Origin of the sequence: Halomonas sp. ISL-56 (genome assembly GCF_018612805.1) — a bacterium.
Classification (GTDB): domain Bacteria; phylum Pseudomonadota; class Gammaproteobacteria; order Pseudomonadales; family Halomonadaceae; genus Vreelandella.
Genome location: NZ_JAGGRO010000006.1, coordinates 54,761 through 73,578 on the forward strand (window position 1 = coordinate 54,761; position 18,818 = coordinate 73,578).

15 protein-coding genes are annotated in these 18,818 nt (G+C 54.7%); 10 read left to right on the plus strand and 5 right to left on the minus strand.

Going from position 1 to position 18,818, the window contains the following annotated elements:
- Positions 1 to 45: 45 nt before the first annotated feature.
- The 3 genes from J7J49_RS05385 (at position 46) to J7J49_RS05395 (ending at position 3,485) form a co-directional block, all read left to right on the plus strand.
- Positions 46 to 876, plus strand: coding sequence for a p-hydroxycinnamoyl CoA hydratase/lyase (locus J7J49_RS05385; RefSeq protein ID WP_215090831.1), 831 nt, complete (start codon positions 46 to 48; stop codon positions 874 to 876).
- A 44-nt stretch (positions 877 to 920) separates the two neighbouring features.
- Positions 921 to 2,369, plus strand: coding sequence for an aldehyde dehydrogenase (locus J7J49_RS05390; RefSeq protein WP_215090833.1), 1,449 nt, complete (start codon positions 921 to 923; stop codon positions 2,367 to 2,369).
- A 69-nt stretch (positions 2,370 to 2,438) separates the two neighbouring features.
- Positions 2,439 to 3,485 (plus strand): TRAP transporter substrate-binding protein, encoded by a 1,047-nt coding sequence (locus J7J49_RS05395; RefSeq protein ID WP_215090835.1) that lies wholly within the window; start codon positions 2,439 to 2,441, stop codon positions 3,483 to 3,485.
- A 277-nt stretch (positions 3,486 to 3,762) separates the two neighbouring features.
- Here J7J49_RS05395 and J7J49_RS05400 read toward each other — a convergent pair whose 3' ends face one another.
- Entirely contained in the window at positions 3,763 to 4,698 is a 936-nt protein-coding gene (locus tag J7J49_RS05400; RefSeq protein WP_205634226.1) for a ketopantoate reductase family protein, read from the minus strand.
- A gap of 415 nt (positions 4,699 to 5,113) precedes the next feature.
- On the minus strand, positions 5,114 to 6,013 hold the full coding sequence (locus J7J49_RS05405; protein ID WP_064236245.1) for a LysR family transcriptional regulator: 900 nt from the start codon (positions 6,011 to 6,013) through the stop codon (positions 5,114 to 5,116).
- 99 nt (positions 6,014 to 6,112) lie between these two features.
- Here J7J49_RS05405 and mdlC point away from each other — a divergent pair, with 99 nt between their 5' ends.
- The 7 genes from mdlC (at position 6,113) to J7J49_RS05440 (ending at position 14,694) form a co-directional block, all read left to right on the plus strand.
- The gene (gene mdlC, locus J7J49_RS05410) at positions 6,113 to 7,699 is read left to right on the plus strand and encodes a benzoylformate decarboxylase (RefSeq protein ID WP_215090837.1); all 1,587 of its coding nucleotides are present in this window, start codon (positions 6,113 to 6,115) and stop codon (positions 7,697 to 7,699) included.
- A 74-nt stretch (positions 7,700 to 7,773) separates the two neighbouring features.
- A complete protein-coding gene (locus J7J49_RS05415) occupies positions 7,774 to 8,793 on the plus strand; it encodes a TRAP transporter substrate-binding protein (RefSeq protein WP_064236243.1) in 1,020 nt (339 codons plus the stop codon).
- 51 nt (positions 8,794 to 8,844) lie between these two features.
- On the plus strand, positions 8,845 to 10,296 hold the full coding sequence (locus tag J7J49_RS05420) for an aldehyde dehydrogenase (RefSeq protein ID WP_215090839.1): 1,452 nt from the start codon (positions 8,845 to 8,847) through the stop codon (positions 10,294 to 10,296).
- 445 nt (positions 10,297 to 10,741) lie between these two features.
- On the plus strand, positions 10,742 to 11,767 hold the full coding sequence (locus J7J49_RS05425; RefSeq protein ID WP_064235752.1) for a TRAP transporter substrate-binding protein: 1,026 nt from the start codon (positions 10,742 to 10,744) through the stop codon (positions 11,765 to 11,767).
- A gap of 12 nt (positions 11,768 to 11,779) precedes the next feature.
- Entirely contained in the window at positions 11,780 to 12,307 is a 528-nt protein-coding gene (locus J7J49_RS05430; RefSeq protein WP_064235751.1) for a TRAP transporter small permease, read from the plus strand.
- Positions 12,297 to 13,586: a TRAP transporter large permease gene (locus J7J49_RS05435; protein WP_064235750.1), complete on the plus strand. Its 1,290-nt coding sequence runs from the start codon at positions 12,297 to 12,299 to the stop codon at positions 13,584 to 13,586. Before J7J49_RS05430 ends, J7J49_RS05435 begins: the two co-directional genes overlap by 11 nt.
- 76 nt (positions 13,587 to 13,662) lie before the next feature.
- Entirely contained in the window at positions 13,663 to 14,694 is a 1,032-nt protein-coding gene (locus tag J7J49_RS05440; RefSeq protein WP_215090841.1) for a helix-turn-helix transcriptional regulator, read from the plus strand.
- 46 nt (positions 14,695 to 14,740) lie between these two features.
- On the opposite strand, the gene J7J49_RS05445 is transcribed toward J7J49_RS05440, so the two are convergent.
- The 3 genes from J7J49_RS05445 to J7J49_RS05455 form a co-directional block, all read right to left on the minus strand.
- Positions 14,741 to 16,111: a serine hydrolase domain-containing protein gene (locus J7J49_RS05445; protein WP_251048161.1), complete on the minus strand. Its 1,371-nt coding sequence runs from the start codon at positions 16,109 to 16,111 to the stop codon at positions 14,741 to 14,743.
- A 108-nt stretch (positions 16,112 to 16,219) separates the two neighbouring features.
- Complete coding sequence (locus tag J7J49_RS05450; RefSeq protein WP_215090842.1) at positions 16,220 to 17,326, minus strand: NAD(P)-dependent alcohol dehydrogenase; 1,107 nt, start codon at positions 17,324 to 17,326, stop codon at positions 16,220 to 16,222.
- Positions 17,327 to 17,354: 28 nt separating this feature from the next.
- Positions 17,355 to 18,764, minus strand: coding sequence for an aldehyde dehydrogenase family protein (locus tag J7J49_RS05455; RefSeq protein ID WP_215090844.1), 1,410 nt, complete (start codon positions 18,762 to 18,764; stop codon positions 17,355 to 17,357).
- Between the last annotated feature and the right edge of the window lie 54 nt (positions 18,765 to 18,818).

Below are 18,818 nucleotides of genomic sequence, written 5' to 3' on the forward strand. Positions count from 1 at the left end.
ATAAATAGCTTTATAAGTCGTTTGATAAAACCCAAGGAGTAAGAGATGAGCAAATACCAAGATCGCTGGCAAACCGTAAAGGTTAACGTTGAAGAGGGCATCGCCTGGGTGACTCTGAATCGCCCTGAAAAGCGCAACGCCATGAGCCCGACGCTCAACCGTGAAATGATCGATGTGCTGGAAACTATCGAGCTGGATCAGGAGGCCCACGTACTGGTCTTGACCGGCGAGGGCGAATCCTTTTCCGCCGGTATGGATCTTAAAGAGTACTTCCGCGAGATCGACGCCAGCCCCGAGATCGTTCAGGTCAAGGTACGCCGCGACGCCTCTACTTGGCAGTGGAAGCTACTGCGCCACTACGCCAAGCCTACCATCGCCATGGTCAATGGCTGGTGCTTTGGCGGGGCTTTCTCGCCGCTGGTGGCCTGCGATTTGGCGATTGCCGCCGACGAGTCGGTTTTCGGCCTCTCCGAAATCAACTGGGGTATTCCCCCCGGCAACCTGGTCAGCAAAGCCATGGCCGATACCGTGGGCCACCGGGAAGCGCTCTACTACATCATGACCGGGGAAACATTTACTGGCCCCCAGGCAGCCAAGATGGGGCTGGTTAACAAAAGTGTACCGCTGACCGAGCTACGCGAAGCCACTCTCGAGCTGGCCGCTACGCTGTGCGACAAGAACCCTGTTGTGCTGCGTGCTGCCAAGATCGGCTTCAAAATGTGCCGCGAACTGACCTGGGAGCAGAACGAAGAGTACCTCTACGCCAAGCTCGATCAGGCGCAGCAGCTTGACCCCGAGCAGGGCCGTGCCCAGGGGCTCAAACAGTTCCTCGACGACAAGAGCATCAAGCCAGGGCTGGAGAGCTACCAGCGATAAGTGCTGCATAACAATAATTGCCACCCTTTGAACGAGAGGCAGTCATGGATATTAATCTGTTAATTGGCAGTGAGCGCTGTGCCGCTCATCAAGACGCGACCATTACTCGCCATAACCCGCTTACCGGTGACGTCGTCACCCAGGCAGCGGCGGCATCCGCTAGTGATGCTGCTCGGGCAGTCGAGGCGGCTGCAAAGGCTTTCCCAGCTTGGTCTGCGACCGGCCCCGGCGAAAAGCGCGCCAAGCTGCTCAAGGCAGCAGAAGTCATGGAAGCGCGGCAAGCTGACTTTATCGAACGCATGGTCGATGAAACCGGCGCTACGCCAGGCTGGGCAGGCTTTAATGTCATGGTCGCCGCCAGCATCCTACGTGAAGCGGCGTCGCTGACCACCCAGGTAGGTGGCGAGGTAATTCCCTCTAATGTGCCCGGCAGCTTGGCGATGGGGGTTCGGGTACCCTGCGGCGTGGTGGTGGGCATTGCCCCCTGGAACGCGCCGATTATTCTGGGTACCCGTGCCATCGCGACACCGCTGGCGTGTGGCAATACGGTGATTCTCAAGGCCTCTGAACAGTGCCCTGCGACGCACCATTTGATTGGCGAAGTGCTGATTGAAGCTGGCCTGGGCGATGGCATCGTGAACGTGGTGACCAATGCGCCGGTGCAGGCTGCAGAGGTGGTTGAGGCACTGATTGAGCATCAAGCCGTACGGCGCATCAATTTCACCGGCTCTACCCAGGTGGGGCGCATTATTGCCGAGAAGGCGGCGCGTCATCTTAAGCCGGTCTTGCTGGAGCTGGGCGGAAAGGCCCCGTTCGTGGTGCTTGAAGATGCTGACCTGGACGCCGCCGTAGAGGCCGCCGCCTTTGGCGCCTTCTTCAACCAGGGCCAGATCTGTATGTCCACCGAGCGACTGATCGTAGTGGATGCGGTCGCCGACGCCTTCGTCGAAAAGCTGGCTCGCAAGGCGCAAACGCTGCGCGCTGGCGACCCACGTGGTGAAGGCAATGCGCTGGGCACGCTGATCAATCGTGAATCGGGCGAGAAGCTTAACGCCCTGCTTGACGATGCCCAGCAGCATGGCGCTCGCCTAGCCTGTGGCGGCAAGGCCGAAGGCGTCATTATGCAGCCCACCGTGGTGGATGGGGTTACCAAGACGATGCGCCTGTATGGCGAGGAGTCGTTCGGCCCGGTAGTCGCAATGATGCGCGTTAAGGATGAAGAAGAAGCCCTGCGCGTGGCGAACGATAGCGAATATGGCCTTTCGGCTGCCGTATTCAGCCGCGACACCGCCCGCGCAATGCAGTTTGCCCAGCGCATTGAGTCGGGTATATGCCATATCAACGCCCCCACTGTGCACGACGAGCCACAGATGCCGTTTGGCGGCGTTAAATCGAGCGGCTATGGACGCTTTGGCGGTAAGGCCGGGATAGAGGAGTTCACCGATCTGCGCTGGATGACCATGCAGCTGGGCCCGCGCCATTACCCCATTTAGATAAGCGCAAGCACTATGTCTTGCATTATGTCTTGCAAGAAAGCGAAGTAAATAAAGGAGTTCATTACAATGACAATAAAACCCACACTCGCCAGCCTCGTGCTGTTAAGCGGCCTACTTCTCAGTGCTAATGGCTATGCCCAAGATACGGTGACCCTACGCTTGCACCACTTTGCTGCCCCGGCCACGCCAGTGCAGACCGAGTATTTGGAGCCTTGGGCTAAGCGTATCGAAGAGCAGTCCGAAGGAGCCATCAAGGTGGAAATATTCCCTGCCATGCAGCTGGGTGGCTCAGCGCCGTCGCTCTATGATCAAGCCAAAGATGGGGTGGTGGATATCAGTTGGACACTGCTCAGCTATACGCCTAATCGCTTCCCGGAGTCCGAGGCATTCGATCAACCCTTCCTACCCACAACGGGGGAAGCCACCAGCATGGCTGCCCATGAGTTTGCGACAACGCATATGCAGGACGCCTTTGAGGGCGTTTACCCCATCGCCGTATTCGCGCATACGCCGGGTAAAATCCATACCAGAGATACGTCTGTTGAGAGTGCTGACGATCTGAAAGGATTAGCCATGCGTGCGCCCTCGAAAACCATGAATCGTTATCTGGGGCTGCTTGGTGCTCAAGCGGTGGGTATGCCGATGCCGCAAATTCCAGAAGCGATTTCCCGTGGGGTGATCAATGGCCTGACACTGCCCTTCGAGAGTGCGGCGGCATTGGGTGTGCTGGATATCGCCCAGAACCACACCTTTTTCGAGGGTGAGCAGGGTTTATACACGGCGATGATGGTGCTGGTCTTAAACCAAGCCAGCTATGACGCACTCTCGTCGGAACTGAAACAGGTGATTGATGATAATGCCGGGCTTCAAGAAGCGCAGCGTATCGGTCAGGTCATGGATCAAGCAGAAGAACGCGCTATAGAAGCTATTGAAGCGAGTGGCGAAGGAGAAATGTTCTATATCGCCCAGGATTCACTGCAACCCTGGCAGGCAGCTGCCGAGACGGCCACGGCTCAGTGGATAGCCGACATGGATAGCCGGGGCTTTGATGGCCAGCTGCTTTATGATGAGGCGACTCGATTGGTAGAGAAGTATACCGAGCAGACAAAGTAGATCTTATCCCGGCCTGCACTATCCAATTTGCCAAAGCATAGCGGGGGCTCAGCCCCACAGCGGATAACTATCTGATTTAGTTAATGCAATAGTAAGGTAACTTGGGGGGAGTATAGGTCGACAAGGTCATACTATGCTTACCAATAGCAAAAAAACCGCCTTCCGGCTTACCGCTAGAAGGCGGCTTTACTTCTATACTTAAGCCGCACTCACCAAGACTTTTATCTTTTATCAGTAAATAAAAGCCTTAATTATACAAATCAACTGGTGTCGTGATTTATAAATGCCAGTCAATATGCCTGACAAGCCCTAGAATAGTGCGGGTAACAGGCACTGGGATGTTGTGTTCTTCCGCACGACGTACCGCAGCACCACAAATGGCTTCAATTTCGGTAGGCCTTTCTGCAAGCACGTCCTGGAGCATCGAGGGTTTATGAGAAGAGTGTTGTTCCAATGCTTCGCTCACGGTTTTCTCTATACGCTCGCCCTGAACAGCAAACCCGCAGGCATGCGCGGTAGCACAAAGTTCTCCGATAATTTGAAATGCTAGCTCTCTAGTATCCGCATGAGCGCCTATTTGGCCTACGGTTGATCTGGTGACTGCGCAAAGGCCATTTAAAGCCGCGTTAAATATCACTTTTTCCCAGATTGCCACCTCTACCTGTGGATCAATAATCGCTTTCATATCACCACGTGCGAAGAGTCCAGGCATATAATCAAGTAGGGGTGGTGCAGCCGAGGCGGAGGCTAGCCTGACAATTCCTTCGCCATGAGATTCCACACACCCTGGCCCCTTCATGTCAGCAGGATAAGTGGTAATACCCACCATAATATTCTTTTGATCTACGAACTCCATAAGAGAAAGTTTGTTATCGAGCCCATTTTGCAGGCTTAAGAGGACAGTATTAGCGTCTATTGCTGAACGTATTGCTGCTATTGCCGACGTGGTGTGCATTGTTTTAGTGAAAACTATAATAAGGTCATAAGTTTTACTCACTTCCCAAGGAAAAAGCACTGGGATAGGGATGTATCGCTCACCTTTATCTGTTTTGAGCTTGAGACCATTCTGGCGCAAAGCATCAACATGCTCCGCATTAACGTCAATCAGAGTAACGTCCGCGCCGCCTTCGGAAAGGCTCCCTCCTATTAGTCCACCCATTGCTCCTGCACCAAGGATAGCGATACTAGGTTTTTGCCTGGTTTGATTATTCACTATTTTATCCTCTTAAAAATTCTGCTCCTGAAAATCGATACCGTTTAATTTGGCTGAGTTTTTTAAAAGGTGATCGAACATATTAGGTGTTGAAAACCGTGCTAATATTTCCTCATATGCACGTTTCTGATTCATTACTTATACTGGATTACTTTCCCATAAATCAAATAAATTATAGGTTGTTCATAAATAATATCTATATTAATTGCTCATCATCATCCATGGGCCATGCCACAAAGCTAAGCCATAAAATGCGCAAAAAATTAATATATCAATGATGATGTGTTGAAGTTATTGATTATAAGAAAGAAATTACTCTATGAGAGATGGTCGGGCAGCGGTGCCACTTACAGCTGAATGTTCGAGAGTTGGCTTTATTTCCACACGATTTATATCAAACTAGCCTGCTAAAAAATCAATTTCCTGCGGTAATAGCGTTAATGATGCTTTTACAAAACCAACGTTGAGCGGGCGAACGCGAAGTGTGTGCCTGCCAGTAAAGTGTTACATCGAATGGAGGCACTTCGAATGGTAATTCAAGTGCTTTTAGTGGTGCTTCATTCACAAAGGCAGAAGCAATTTGCTGAGGCAAAATTACCACCAAATCGCTCTTTTGCAGGACTCTCGGTAAAATAGAGAAGTGGGGCACCACGAGGCTAACCTTGCGCTTCAACCCTAGCCTTGCCAGCACATCTTCAGCCAGACCATGTCCTGACGAAGCAGCAACCACCGCATGTTTAGCATCCATAAATTGCTCCAAGCTGAGGTGATCATCAATACTTGGATGATGACGATTCAACAGGCAAACGTATCGCTCCTTGAGAATGATTTGGCGCTCCACGCCAGAGGCAGTAATAGGCCTACTACAGATGACCGCATTAACCTTCCCTGCTGCCAACCACTCTTCGACCTTATCGATTTCCAGAGCAATGACTTCAAGCTCAACATTTGGCGCCTCGGTATGCATATGAGAGAGAATGCGTGGCAATAGTGCCAGCTCGCCGAGGTCAGTAAGGGCTAGTCGGAATCGTCTATGTGAAGAGCGCGGGACAAAATCGCGATTTTCCTCCAGCGTACTGTCGATCTGGGCTAGCGAGTCGCGCAGCGTTGGGTAGAGCTGAATCGCAGTGAAGGTCGGCTCCATGCCGTCGCGAGAACGTACAAAAAGGCGGTCGTCAAACAGGTCACGCAATCTCGATAGCGCGTAGCTCACTGACGGCTGAGTGACGTTCAAACGCTCCGCTGCCACCGTTACGCTACGGGCATCAAAGAGAGTGACAAATACCCGGACTAGATTTAGATCAATAGCGGACATAGTATAGATACCATTTATATTTTATAGAGCATATATTTATTTGATAGATGTTTAAAGGCCAATTAGTGTGAAACAAACGCCTTCACACTAGAGCCAAGCATGCCAACCGTACACTCTATTACTTACCAGCTTCTCCGCCGACAGGGACTCAACACTGTTTTCGGTAACCCCGGCTCCAATGAACTGCCGTTCCTCAAGCGCTTTCCTGAAGATTTCCGCTATGTCCTTGGCCTCCATGAAGGTGTGGTCGTTGGCATGGCCGACGGTTATTCCCTGGCCACCGGCCAGCCGGTGCTGGTCAACTTACATGCAGCCGCGGGTACCGGCAATGCGATGGGAGCACTGACCAATGCTTGGTATTCCCATTCACCGCTGGTCATTACGGCAGGCCAACAGGCCCGTTCGATGATCGGTGTTGAGGCCATGCTGGCTAATGTTGATGCATCAACACTTCCACGCCCGTTGGTTAAATGGAGTTACGAGCCTGCCTGTGCAGAGGATGTGCCGCGTACGTTGAGCCAGGCGATTCATATGGCTAATCTGCCAGCCCGTGGGCCGGTCTATGTCTCAATTCCTTATGACGACTGGGATCATGAAGTAGAAGGTGACGCAGCCCAAGTCGTTCAGCACGACGTTAGCTATGCCGGTTTACCTTCAGCCGCCCAACTGGAAGCTTTGGCTGAAAATCTCAATCAAGCTCACAGCCCTGTGTTGGTATTAGGGCCTGAGGTTGATGCTGTGCGTGCCAATTCACTGGCCGTGGAGCTGAGCGAACGACTCTGTATGCCGGTGTGGGTGGCACCGTCTGCTTCGCGCTGTCCGTTTCCGACACGGCATGCCTGTTTCCGCGGTGTCTTACCGGCGGCTATTTCGGGAATTTCGGATAAGCTGGATGGCCATGATTTGATACTGGTGATCGGTGCTCCGGTATTTCGCTATCACCAATATGCGCCAGGCCGTTACTTACCCCAAGGCGCAAAACTGTTGCACTTGACCGGCGACGTGCAGGAGGCCGCACGCGCCCCGGTGGGAGATGCTCTGGTTGGCGACATTCATGCCACTCTGGAGGCTCTGCTGCCACTATTGGCACAAAGTGACCGTGTTCTGCCCAACCCCCTTCCTTTGCCACCACCTCAGGCGGTTTCCTCTGGACGTCTAGCCCCGGAGAGTGTCTTTGACTCCCTTAATGCCCTAGCGCCAGAGGATGCGATCTACGTTAAAGAGTCGACGTCGACAGTGACTGCTTTCTGGCAACGCGTTGAGATGCGCCACCCTGGAAGCTACTTCTTCCCGGCGGCAGGGGGGCTCGGGTTTGGCTTGCCTGCTGCAGTGGGCGTGCAACTAGCTCAACCCGATCGGCAGGTGATTGCGGTCATTGGTGACGGTTCAGCGAACTATGCTATCAGCGCTTTGTGGAGCGCCGCTCAGTACAACGTTCCAGTGGTATTTATCATTCTCAAGAACGACACCTATGGAGCGCTACGCTGGTTCTCGCGGCTGCTGGATGCAGAAGACGCTCCGGGGCTCGACGTGCCAGGGCTGGATTTTTGTGAATTGGCTCGGGGGTACGGTGTTGAGGCGGTTCGTACTGAGACGCTTGAGTCCTTCGAGGACGCGCTATGCCGGGCGCTGGATGCTTCCCGCCCGATATTACTGGAGGTGCCGACAACAACGATAGAACCTTGATACGACGCTACACCCAGAGGGCGTGGTGATCACGCCAAACAATGAAGGCCATAACAATGACAGAGAGAACCCTCATGAAAAAAACAATATCGCCACTGTTACTCAGCCTATCAACTGTAGGTCTTTGTGCTTCGGTTAATGCTGATACAACACTACGCATGTCTCACCTGTGGCCTGCTGGCTCGACGGTTAACCAGGAAATTTATCAAGCCTGGGCACAAAAAGTAGAGCAGGAGTCTGACGGCCAGTTAAAAGTAGAAATCTATCCTTCCCAGACGTTGAGCAAGGCTGACCACGCTTACGAGTCGGCGGTCAATGGCGTGGCTGACATTGCCATCGCTGTACAAGGCTATACCTCCGGTCGCTTCCCTCTCTCCGAGATCGTGCAACTTCCTGGCGTATCCACTAGCGCATCGCAAGGGGCCTGTATTTTACAAACACTCTATGATGAAGGTGACATAGCGGAGGAGTACGAAGATGCCCATACGCTATTTTTATTCACCACTGGGCCAGCCTATTTACATACACAAGATTCCGAAATTAAAACGCCCGCTGATTTAGAAGGTCTTAGGATGCGGCACCCCAGCGAGGTAGCAGGAGAAATGCTCACAAGTATGGGCGCGCACCCAGTGGGTATTCCTGCACCAGATATTTATACGTCACTGCAGCGTGGCGTGATAGATGGATTAAGTTTCCCCTGGGAAGCCATGACGGTGTTTCGTATCAATGAGTTAGTGAATCATCACTTGGAGTTGCCATATTATACAGGCACGTTCGTAGCCACTATGAATAAAGCCTCTTATGATCGCCTCTCTCCCGAACTAAAAGCAGTGATTGATAATAATAGTGGTATGGCATGGGCTAGTAAGGCCGGTCAAGTATTTGATGGTATTGATAAAACTGGGCGTGAAGAGGCTATGGCTCAAGGTGATACCATCTATGCAGTGGAAGATCCACTCAATGACCCCGCCTGGGCTCCCCCTCTTAAGCAAGGCACTGAGAACTACCTTGAGCGTCTTGAGCAAAGGGGCTTGGATAGCGCTCGTTCTGTCTACGAGAAAGCTCTGACGTTACGCGATCAGTGTGAAAAATAAGTATTGGCGCAACGGTAGTCAGCCTTACCATTTACATTATAGGAATACGCCATGAACACTCTCGATCTGCTTATAGGCGGCCATCCACGCTCAGCTCTTGAGTCCGCCACCTTCGAGCACACCAACCCGCTGAGCGGAGAAACTATCACCTGTACAGCGGCCGCAACTGCTAGCGATGCTCGGGCCGCCGCCGAGGCTGCAGCCCGTGCCTTCCCGGCTTGGTCTGCGACCGGCCCCGGCGAAAAGCGCGCCAAGCTGCTCAAAGCGGCAGAGGTCATGGAGGCGCGGCAAGCTGACTTTATCGAACGCATGGTCGATGAAACCGGCGCTACGGCAGGCTGGGCAGGCTTCAATGTTATGGTCGCCGCCAACATTCTGCGCGAGGCGGCGTCGCTGACCACACAGGTAGGCGGCGAAGTAATACCCTCTAACGTGCCCGGCAGTTTGGCGATGGGCGTGCGGGTACCCTGCGGCGTGGTGGTGGGGATCGCCCCCTGGAACGCGCCGATTATTCTGGGCACCCGTGCCATCGCAACGCCGCTGGCGTGCGGCAATACGGTGATTCTTAAAGCCTCTGAACAGTGCCCCGCCACGCACCACCTGATCGGGGAGGTGCTGATTGAGGCTGGCCTTGGCGATGGCATCGTGAACGTGGTGACCAATGCGCCGCCACAGGCCGCCGAGGTCGTCGAGGCGCTGATCGAGCATCAAGCCGTACGGCGTATCAACTTCACCGGCTCTACCCAAGTGGGGCGCATCATTGCCGAAAAAGCGGCGCGTCATCTTAAGCCGGTCTTGCTGGAGCTGGGCGGCAAGGCGCCATTCGTGGTGCTTGACGATGCCGACCTGGACGCCGCCGTAGAGGCCGCCGCCTTTGGCGCCTTCTTCAACCAGGGCCAGATCTGTATGTCCACCGAGCGTCTGATCGTAGTGGATGCGGTCGCCGACGCCTTCATCGAAAAGCTGGCCCGCAAGGCGCAAACGCTGCGCGCGGGGGATCCCCGCGGCGAAGGCAATGCGCTGGGCACACTGATCAATCGCGAATCGGGCGAGAAGCTTAACGCCCTGCTCGACGATGCCCAGCAGCATGGCGCTCGCCTGGCCTGTGGCGGCAAGGCCGAAGGCGTCATTATGCAGCCCACCGTGGTGGATGGGGTTACCAAGGGGATGCGTCTGTATGGCGAAGAGTCGTTCGGGCCGGTCGTCGCAATGATGCGCGTTAAGGATGAAGAAGAAGCCCTGCGCGTGGCGAACGATAGCGAGTATGGTCTTTCGGCTGCCGTATTCAGCCGTGACACCGCCCGAGCAATGCAGTTTGCCCAGCTCATTGAGTCGGGTATATGTCACATCAACGCCCCCACCGTGCACGACGAGCCACAGATGCCGTTTGGCGGCGTTAAATCGAGCGGCTATGGACGCTTTGGCGGTAAGGCCGGGATAGAGGAGTTCACGGATCTGCGCTGGATGACCATGCAGCTGGGCCCGCGCCATTACCCCATTTAGCTAGTGTAAGCAGGATGTCTGGTAAGAAAGCGACGTCAATAAGAAATCCTTATGGTGGGGCGGCTTGCTCGGTAGAGAAGTATACCGAGCTGACAAGGTAATCGTATTTTTCACACTGAAGCCGCCTTGGTGTGTTTGAAGGTGGCTTTTTTTTTGGTACTTCAGGCGATCGTTAAGTGCGCTACTGGTCGCTACTTCGACCATAGTGGCGAGCGAATGTTGGAAAAGTCCAATTATATAATGCCATTGTACCTTTTATAGCAAGCCTTCTAGCCAGCATCACTGGAGACTCTAAGCACTCGGCTAGAACGACGCGTTGCTATACCTGAGCATAGACGAATGTCGATTAGCTCTACGCCTCGTAGTGGACTAATGTGATGGCTTAAAGCGAACTAGTATTCGCTATGCGAACTTGAAATAATCCAAGAAAGTCCCGGAGGCTCCCATGAAAATGTCCCTATCCCGATGCATTTTGGCAGCGGCAATTGCTGGCCTGGCCGTTAGCTCGGCCCAGGCAGAAACCACGCTACGTATGGCCCACTTTTGGCCTGGCCCTTCCGGCGTTAATCAAGATGTTCTGCAAGCATGGGCCGATACCATTGCAGAAGAGTCCAATGGCGATCTAACCATTCAAATGTTTCCCGCCGGTACCTTAGCCAAACCGGACTCCATCTATGAAGCCGCAGCCAACGGTATTGCCGATATTGGCGCCACCGCCCAGGGCTATACGGCTGGCCGTTTCCCGCTGTCGCAAATTGTTGAGCTACCGGGTGTAGCCAGCACCGCAACACAAGGGGCGTGCGTGCTACAGACGCTCTATGACGACGGTCACTTGGAAAGCGAATACGAAGATACGCGTCCGCTATTTATGTTCACCACAGGGCCTGGCGGTATCCACACCATCGATACCGATGTGCAAACGCCCGCTGATCTAGAAGGCTTGCGTATTCGCCGCCCAACGGCGGTGGCGGGTGAAATGCTGGAAAATATGGGCGCCAGCCCAGTGGGCATGCCAGCCCCTGATATTTACACCTCAATGCAGCGCGGCGTTATTGATGGTCTGAGTTTCCCCTGGGAAGGGCTGAAAGGCTTCCGTATCAACGAACTCGTCAACTATCACACCGAAGTACCGTTCTACACGCTGATCTTTGTGGCCACCATGAATCAGCGTAGTTATGACAGCCTGACCCCCGAGCAGCAGGCGGTGATCGATAATAATTCCGGTATGAGATGGGCTGAAAACGCCGGTGCGGTGTTTGATCGGCTCGATGTGGAAGGTAAGCAAGAGGCTGCCGACGCGGGCCATACCATTCGTGAAATTGAAAATCCGCTGGCGCATCCTGACTGGCAGAAGCCGCTTGAAACAGGTATCGAAAACTACCTGACGCAGCTGGAAGAGCGCGGTCTTGATCAGGCGCGCGATGTCTATCAGGCGGCGTTGGCAGCCAGTGAGTCTTGCAGCGCCCAATAGGGGTAATGTGTCATGCAATCTACTCTTTACCGGGCCAGCCATTGGCTGGCCCTTATTTGTCGCTTGGTGGCCGGGGTCGCTTTGATTGGCCTGCTGGCGGTTACCATTGCTGATGTCAGCACACGCTACCTTTCCCGGTTGACGGAAGGCGCGATTGCGCTGCGCGTATCGGGGAGTGTGGAACTGGTTAGCTATTTGATGCTGTTCGCGCTACTGGCGGCGATGGCGGCAAATGTCGAAAAAAGCCAAGTGGTGGTGGAAGCGTTCTCACATCGCTTACCACAAGCAATCAAAAATCGCGTGCAGGGCTTCTTTTTGCTCGGTTTTATGGCGTTGGGGCTGATCCTGTTTGTGGGCTTACTGGATTCTGCTGCTGCCGCTACGCGACATGGGGAAATAACCCAAGACCTGCGACTGCCCATGGGGCCGATTTACCAATTGGCAGCGGTGCTCAGTTTGCTATTGGGAATACGTAGCTTTATTCATGCCTTGCTAGGCGTCATTTATGCGGCGGGTGAGGAGGTGACTCATGGGGAGTGAAGCGATTGGTGCCATTGGGCTAGGGCTTTTATTGGTACTGATGATTCTGCGTGTGCCGGTCGCCTTGACCATGCTGATTGTCGGGGTCGTGGGGTTTGCCCAAGTCATAAGCTGGGATGCAGCCGTTGCGCAGTTAAAAACCGTCCCGGTTGAGGTGCTCTCTAACTACAGCTTCAGCGCCGTGCCCATGTTTATTTTAATGGGCGTACTTGCTGCCCATTCGGGGATGGCGGGGAAGCTATTTGACTCAACGCGCATTATTTGCGGCGGCTGGAAGGGTGGTCTGGCGATTGCTGCGGTGGGCTCTTGCGGTATTTTCTCCGCAATTTCCGGTTCATCGCTGGCGACGGCGAGCACCATGACCCGGGTGGCGCTGCCGGAAATGGAGCGCTATGGCTATAACCGTGGTTTAGCCACCGGCGCGCTGGCTGCTGGCGGCACGCTGGGCATTATGATTCCGCCCAGCATCGCGCTGCTTATTTACGCCATTCTTACCGAGCAGTCCGTTGGCGATATGTTTATGGCGGGGCTGATTCCCGGCCTGCTCGGGCTAGTGATGTATTCACTGACCATTTCGGTAGTGATGTACCTGCGCCCCTCCCTGGCGGTAGCGGGCCAACCCACTGCCTGGAAAGAGAAGCTATCCTCGCTGACCGGCTTAATACCCTTCTTTGGCGTTTTCCTGGTGATGATTTTAGGTATCTATTTTGGTGCCTTTACACCCACCGAGGGGGCCAGTGTCGGCGCGTTCGCCACGCTGCTTTACGCTCTGGTAAAAGGCATGCGCGGTGCCCAGCTATGGCATAGCGTACAAGAGACGCTGGCGCTCTCTGCGGTGGTGTTCTTTATGCTGGTGGGGGCTGAAACACTGGGGTACTTCATCTCGGTGTCGCGCATTTCGTTCTCTATCACTGATCTGCTCTACGGCATGGATCTCACACCTATTGTGGTGGTGCTGTGCATCCTGGCGCTCTACTTTGTGCTGGGCATGTTTATGGACTCCATCGCCATGCTGGTAATCACCGTGCCGGTGGTTTACCCCATTATTCAGGCCATGGGCATCGATCCGGTATGGTTCGGTATTTTGACCGTGCTGACCGTTGAGCTGGGGCTGATGACCCCGCCGGTGGGGATGAATGTGTTCGTGATTAAAGCGATGGCGCCGCATGTGGGGCTGGGGGAGATTTTCAAGGGCGTGACGCCTTTTGTAGTGTCTGACTTGATACGACTAGCGCTGTTAATCGCCTTCCCCATTTTGAGCACAATGTTTCTGCTCTAGGCAGTGTTTGTCTAAGTCTAAGCGTCGTTGAGATAGTAACGATGCAAGGCCTTTGGGGCCGACAGCAGGTGGGACTATGGACATCAATAATAATAAGGCACAAACACTTTCCTGTGATGCCGATGTATTGAAGCGTTTCAGCCGTGAGCTAATGGAGCTGACACAGCTGCCAAGGTGCTCGGTTCCTGAAAGATGGCTATGTGAGGCGGTGCAAGGCTTCGCTAATATTGTCGGCTTTGATGCCGCTTGGTGGGGGCAACTGTATCTTTCGTCAGACGCCTCATCGCCTGGCTCATCACCCAGGGTCATGATGGATGGCAGCTTGGGGCTGCGTTCGTCTTTTGCCCAAGAGTGGCATCGTATTTCCGGGGTGGATCGGTTCGCTAAGGCTTCAATCTCCTACCTGGGCAAGGCGGTGCGGGGAGGGCATGACGATTTACCTGACACGGATTGCGCCGAGGTTGAAGCTTTCTGTCGGCGTCATGACATTTTGCATAGCATGGCTGTGACGCTAGAGTTTCCATGCAGTGGGATGCTCTTTTTTGTGTCGATTTATCGCAGTGCAACAAGTCGCGGATTCGATAGGCTTGATGCTCTGCTAATGGAAGAGTTTCTCACCCATTTGGCGTATTACTGGAAGCAGTATTTAGCCAAGATTCGTTTTGAGACTCTGCCCAATGGCTGGGATAACTATGCACTTACCAATAGGAAGGGGGAGCTTCTCTATATTGGTAAAGCGGTTCGCGTGGCGCTCGAACGAAAATATGTCGGATGGCAGGGTTCTAGCCTGCCACGCCTTATCGCCGACAAGCTAAGCACGACCCCGCCCGCGCTAATTGCTGATGAAAACAAAGGCATCATCGTGCATCACTGTGGTGACCTCATTGCCCTGACGCTATGTTCCCATCAGCGTTCAAGTGCGCTTTCCCCGCGTGAACTCAGTGCCGCTAGCCTCTATGCTCAGGGTAGCTCCTATAAACAAGTCGCCCGAATGCTGGGCATCACCCCGGCAACGGCAAGAACGTATCTGCGTAGCGCTTATGTGCAGTTAGGTGTTAGCAACAAAGTAGAGCTGCTTTCAGCGCTGCGTCAGCCTGGTGAGTCATAAATGGCTGGTATGCCAAGGCCGGTGCGAGTCGTTTTTTAACTGATTTTTACTCAGAAACGAGCTCAGAGAGCTTGTCGAAGAAGGCGAAGTTGTCATCGTCCCAGCCGACAGCATCGGGCGTGTGGCTCAACTTCACCACCACGGTTTGGTTGTCCGGGTCGATATAGATGTATTGGTTATAGATACCCATGGCGGTGTAGGCATCGCTATCAGGGAGGGTCCACCACTGATATTGGTAGCCGAGGTCGGCGCCCTCCGAAATATGCTCATAGCCAGGGTCGGACACCGTGGCCTCTGTTACCCAGTGGGCAGGCACGACTTGGTTGCCGTTAGCCTCGCCCATATGGAGCATCATCAGGCCGAAGCGGCCGAGGTCGCGCAGGGTGGCATTGAAACCAGCGCCATAGAACTCATCGCCGCCATCCATGATCCAGAAGCCATCTGCTTCCATACCCGCAGGCTGCCAGATTTTTTCAGACATGTACTCAGCGACCGTGGTATCTAAAACGCTCGCCAGCACACAGCCCAGCACGCTGGTATCCAGGGTGGCGTAATTAAAGCGTTCGCCGGGCGCGTACTCCGGCTCGGAAGAGGCAATGGCGTAATCGCACCAGCGGTAGTTGTTAGCCACAAGCGCGTTGTCATGCACTTCCGTTAGTTGGGTGTCTCCGCCAAACTCATAGACCTCTTCCCAGGCAACGCCAGAACGCATCCGCAGCACGTCAATGACGCGAACATCGTTGTAACCAGTGCCTGCTAGTTCGGGTAGGTATTTAGTGACCGGGTCATCGAGGCTCTCAATATTGCCCTCTTCAACGGCGATGCCTACCAAGGTCGCCAGGATCGACTTTGAGGCCGAGAATACCGCGTGCTGGCTGTCATCACTGAAGCCGTTTCGATACTGCTCATAAACGATTTTGCCATCTTTAATGACCAGTAGCGCGTTGGTCTTAGTATTTTCCAGGTACTCCTCTAAAGGTACCTCGTTCCCTTCAAACGAGAAACTGTCATCAATTTCAATCAAGTCTGTTTCAAGCGGCCACGGTGTTGACGAAGCGGCCACGCGGCGGGTGGCAAACATTTTGTCTAGCTGTTGGAACGTCAGAAAATTGAGGTTAGGGTTAAACATATTGGCCCGAGCATTAATCATCGTCTCGGTGACCCACTGTTCCCCGATTGTTCGCTCCCCGTTTTCTTGTAGAGAAGATGCCAAACAGGCCGTTGAGGTAAGGGAAACGATCGCAGCAAGACAGATAGCATTGTACTTCGTATAGCTCTTGGAATTGTGCTTGGGATGGCTCTTGGCATTGTTCTTGGGAATGATCATGGTTTCTCCTAGCGAGGGTAGGTCTGGCCTAAATGGCCATGGGTTGCCCGCCGGTGAGGCGTGCTCGCACTCCATACTAGAAAGAGTCATTCGGGAAGTAACCCCTGCAAATGCAGAGGGGGGCAGTGTTAGTGGTAAAACAGATGTGGGCTAATGAGGTTGAGATTAGGGCCTGTTGGGCTCAACAGGCCCTGATGATCAGTGGGGATGACGCACAATCGGCTTGATTGCCCGGCCATGCTCGGCATCGTCAATCGCTTGGTTGATCTGATCAAAGTCGTAAAAGGTAACAAGTCGATCGAACGGGAAGCGGCCCTGCTCATGCAAGCGAATCAGCGCCGGTATAAAAACATCCGGCAACGAGTCGCCTTCTACAATGCCGCGCAGGCTGCGCCCCGCCGACATCATATGGGTCAGGTTTAACTCTACCGTGATCGAAGGGTCGGACGCGCCGACAATCCCGCAGGTGCCACGTGGTGCTAAAGCGGCTACTGCGTTTTGAATAACGGCAGGCAGCCCAGTGGTATCAATGGCGTAGTCAACGCCAATGCCGCCCGTGGCTTGGAAGATTTGCTCCATAAGGTCTTCTGCGTTGGCAGGAATGGCATGGCTAGCGCCAAGCTCTTTTGCCAGTGCCAGCCGCTGCTCGTGGATGTCGACCGCAATAATGGTGGTCGCACCGGCGACCACCCCCGCCATAATGGCCGACAGGCCCACGGAGCCGGTGCCAAACACGAGCAGCGAATCGCCTGGCGCCACCTTGAGTGAGTTAAGCACGGCCCCGGCGCCGGTTTGCACACCGCAGGCCAGTGGCCCGAGCAGCTCCAGCGATGCTGAGTGGGGCACTTTGACGACATTGCGTTCATGGCAGAGGGCGTGGCTGGCGAAGGAGGATTGACCGAAGATATTGGCGTGCACCGGCTCGGCATCTTGCGATAGGCCGCTGGAACCATCGGCACGGGTGCCAAAGAAATTGCGGGGGAAAAAGTCATGGCAGTAGCTGGCTTGACCGCCCGAGCAACTGGGGCAGTGCCCGCAAGAGTTGAAGGTCATGACGACATGGTCGCCGGCCGCTACTTTTGTGACGCCTGCGCCGACACTTTCGACAATACCGGCGCCTTCATGGCCGAGCACCACAGGTTGAGGCGTGGGTAGCTGCTGATCGCGCATGGCGATATCGGTATGACAAATACCGGTGGCGACCACGCGGACCAAGATTTCGCCCGCGCGGGGCGCTTCAAGCTGTAACGTTTCAATAGAAAATGGCGCCCGCGGGGAGCGGGCAACGGCGGCAATGATATTCATGGCATGCTCCTGACTGGGTTCAAACGGATTACTTGGCGATCACCACCGATTGGATCGCGGTATATTCGTGTAGCCCTGCCTCGGCGAACTCCACCCCGATGCCGGACTGCTTATGGCCGCCGAAGGGAATGTGCGGCGCCACGGCGAAGTGCTGGTTGACCCAGGCGCTGCCTGATTCCAATCGGCAGGCGATCTGCTTGCCCAGGGTGAGATCGTTCGTCCATACCGAACTGCCGAGGCCATAAGGCGAGTTATTGGCTCGCGCGATGGCTTCATCGATGTCATCAAAGCGCAGCAGCGAACGCACCGGGCCAAAAATTTCCTCATCCACCAGTGGGTTACCCTCTTCAATATCGCGAATCAGGGTGGGTTCGACGAAGTAGCCTGGGCCGTAGGTATGACCACCCGAAATGATGCGACCATGCTGGGGGGCCAGCTCCAGTAGCTTTTGCACTGCCTCGAACTGTTGATGGTTCTGCACGGGACCAAACTGCGTCGCCGGGTCTAATCCATCGCCCAGCTTGGCGGCGTGGGCTAGCTCGGCGAGGGCGTCGCACAGGCGGTCGTAGATACCCGACTGGATATAGAGGCGTTTAATCGACATACACACCTGCCCCGAGTTGATGAAGGCCAGGGCGAACAGCTGGGGTGCCACGGCGTCAATGTCCACGTCGTCAAGCACGATGGCGGCGTCGTTACCACCTAGCTCCAGGGTGAGGCGTTGCAGGCTGTCGGCGGCAGAGCGCATAACCGCCCGCCCGGTGGTCGTGGATCCCGTGAAAGAGACTTTGTTGATACCAGAGTGGCCGGTCAATAAAGGCCCAACATCCCCACCGTCCGGTAGTATGTTGACTACCCCGGGCGGTACCAGGTCGGCAATCAGTTCACCCAGGCGCAGCGTCGCCAGTGGTGTGGTGGGGCTTGGTTTGATAAGGCAGGTATTACCTGCGATCAGCGCAGGCCCCAGCTTGTAGCAGGCCATCACAAGCGGAAAGTTCCAAGGTACGATCGCCGCCACAACCCCCAGAGGCCGACGGTGGAGTTCGGCGCGCTGGTGTTCGTCGTCTTGCAGCGTGCGGGGTGAAAGATCCATTTCAGCGAAGTAGCGCAAGATGGCAGGGGCCTGACTGGTTTCGACCGCGGCACCTGCCAGCGGCTTGCCTTGTTCCAGCGTTATCCAGCGCTGTAGCTCCTCGGCATTCTCCTCAATGCAGTCGGCAATGGCACGTAATACGCCGCGGCGGTGTTCAATGGGCGTGTCCCGCCAGGCTGGCCACGCCGTTCTGGCCGCGCGAATAGCCACCTCCACTTCTGCAGGTGTGACCCTGGGGCAGTGGGTCAGTATCGTTTCGTTACTTGGGTTGATCACCGGCATCTGCTGGGTGCCAGCGATCAATTCACCGTTAATGAGGGCATGAAATTTATGATTATTTTGCATGGCGCTTCTCCTATTGCGGATTCACCATTCAATGCCTCATTGCATGCCGGGTCT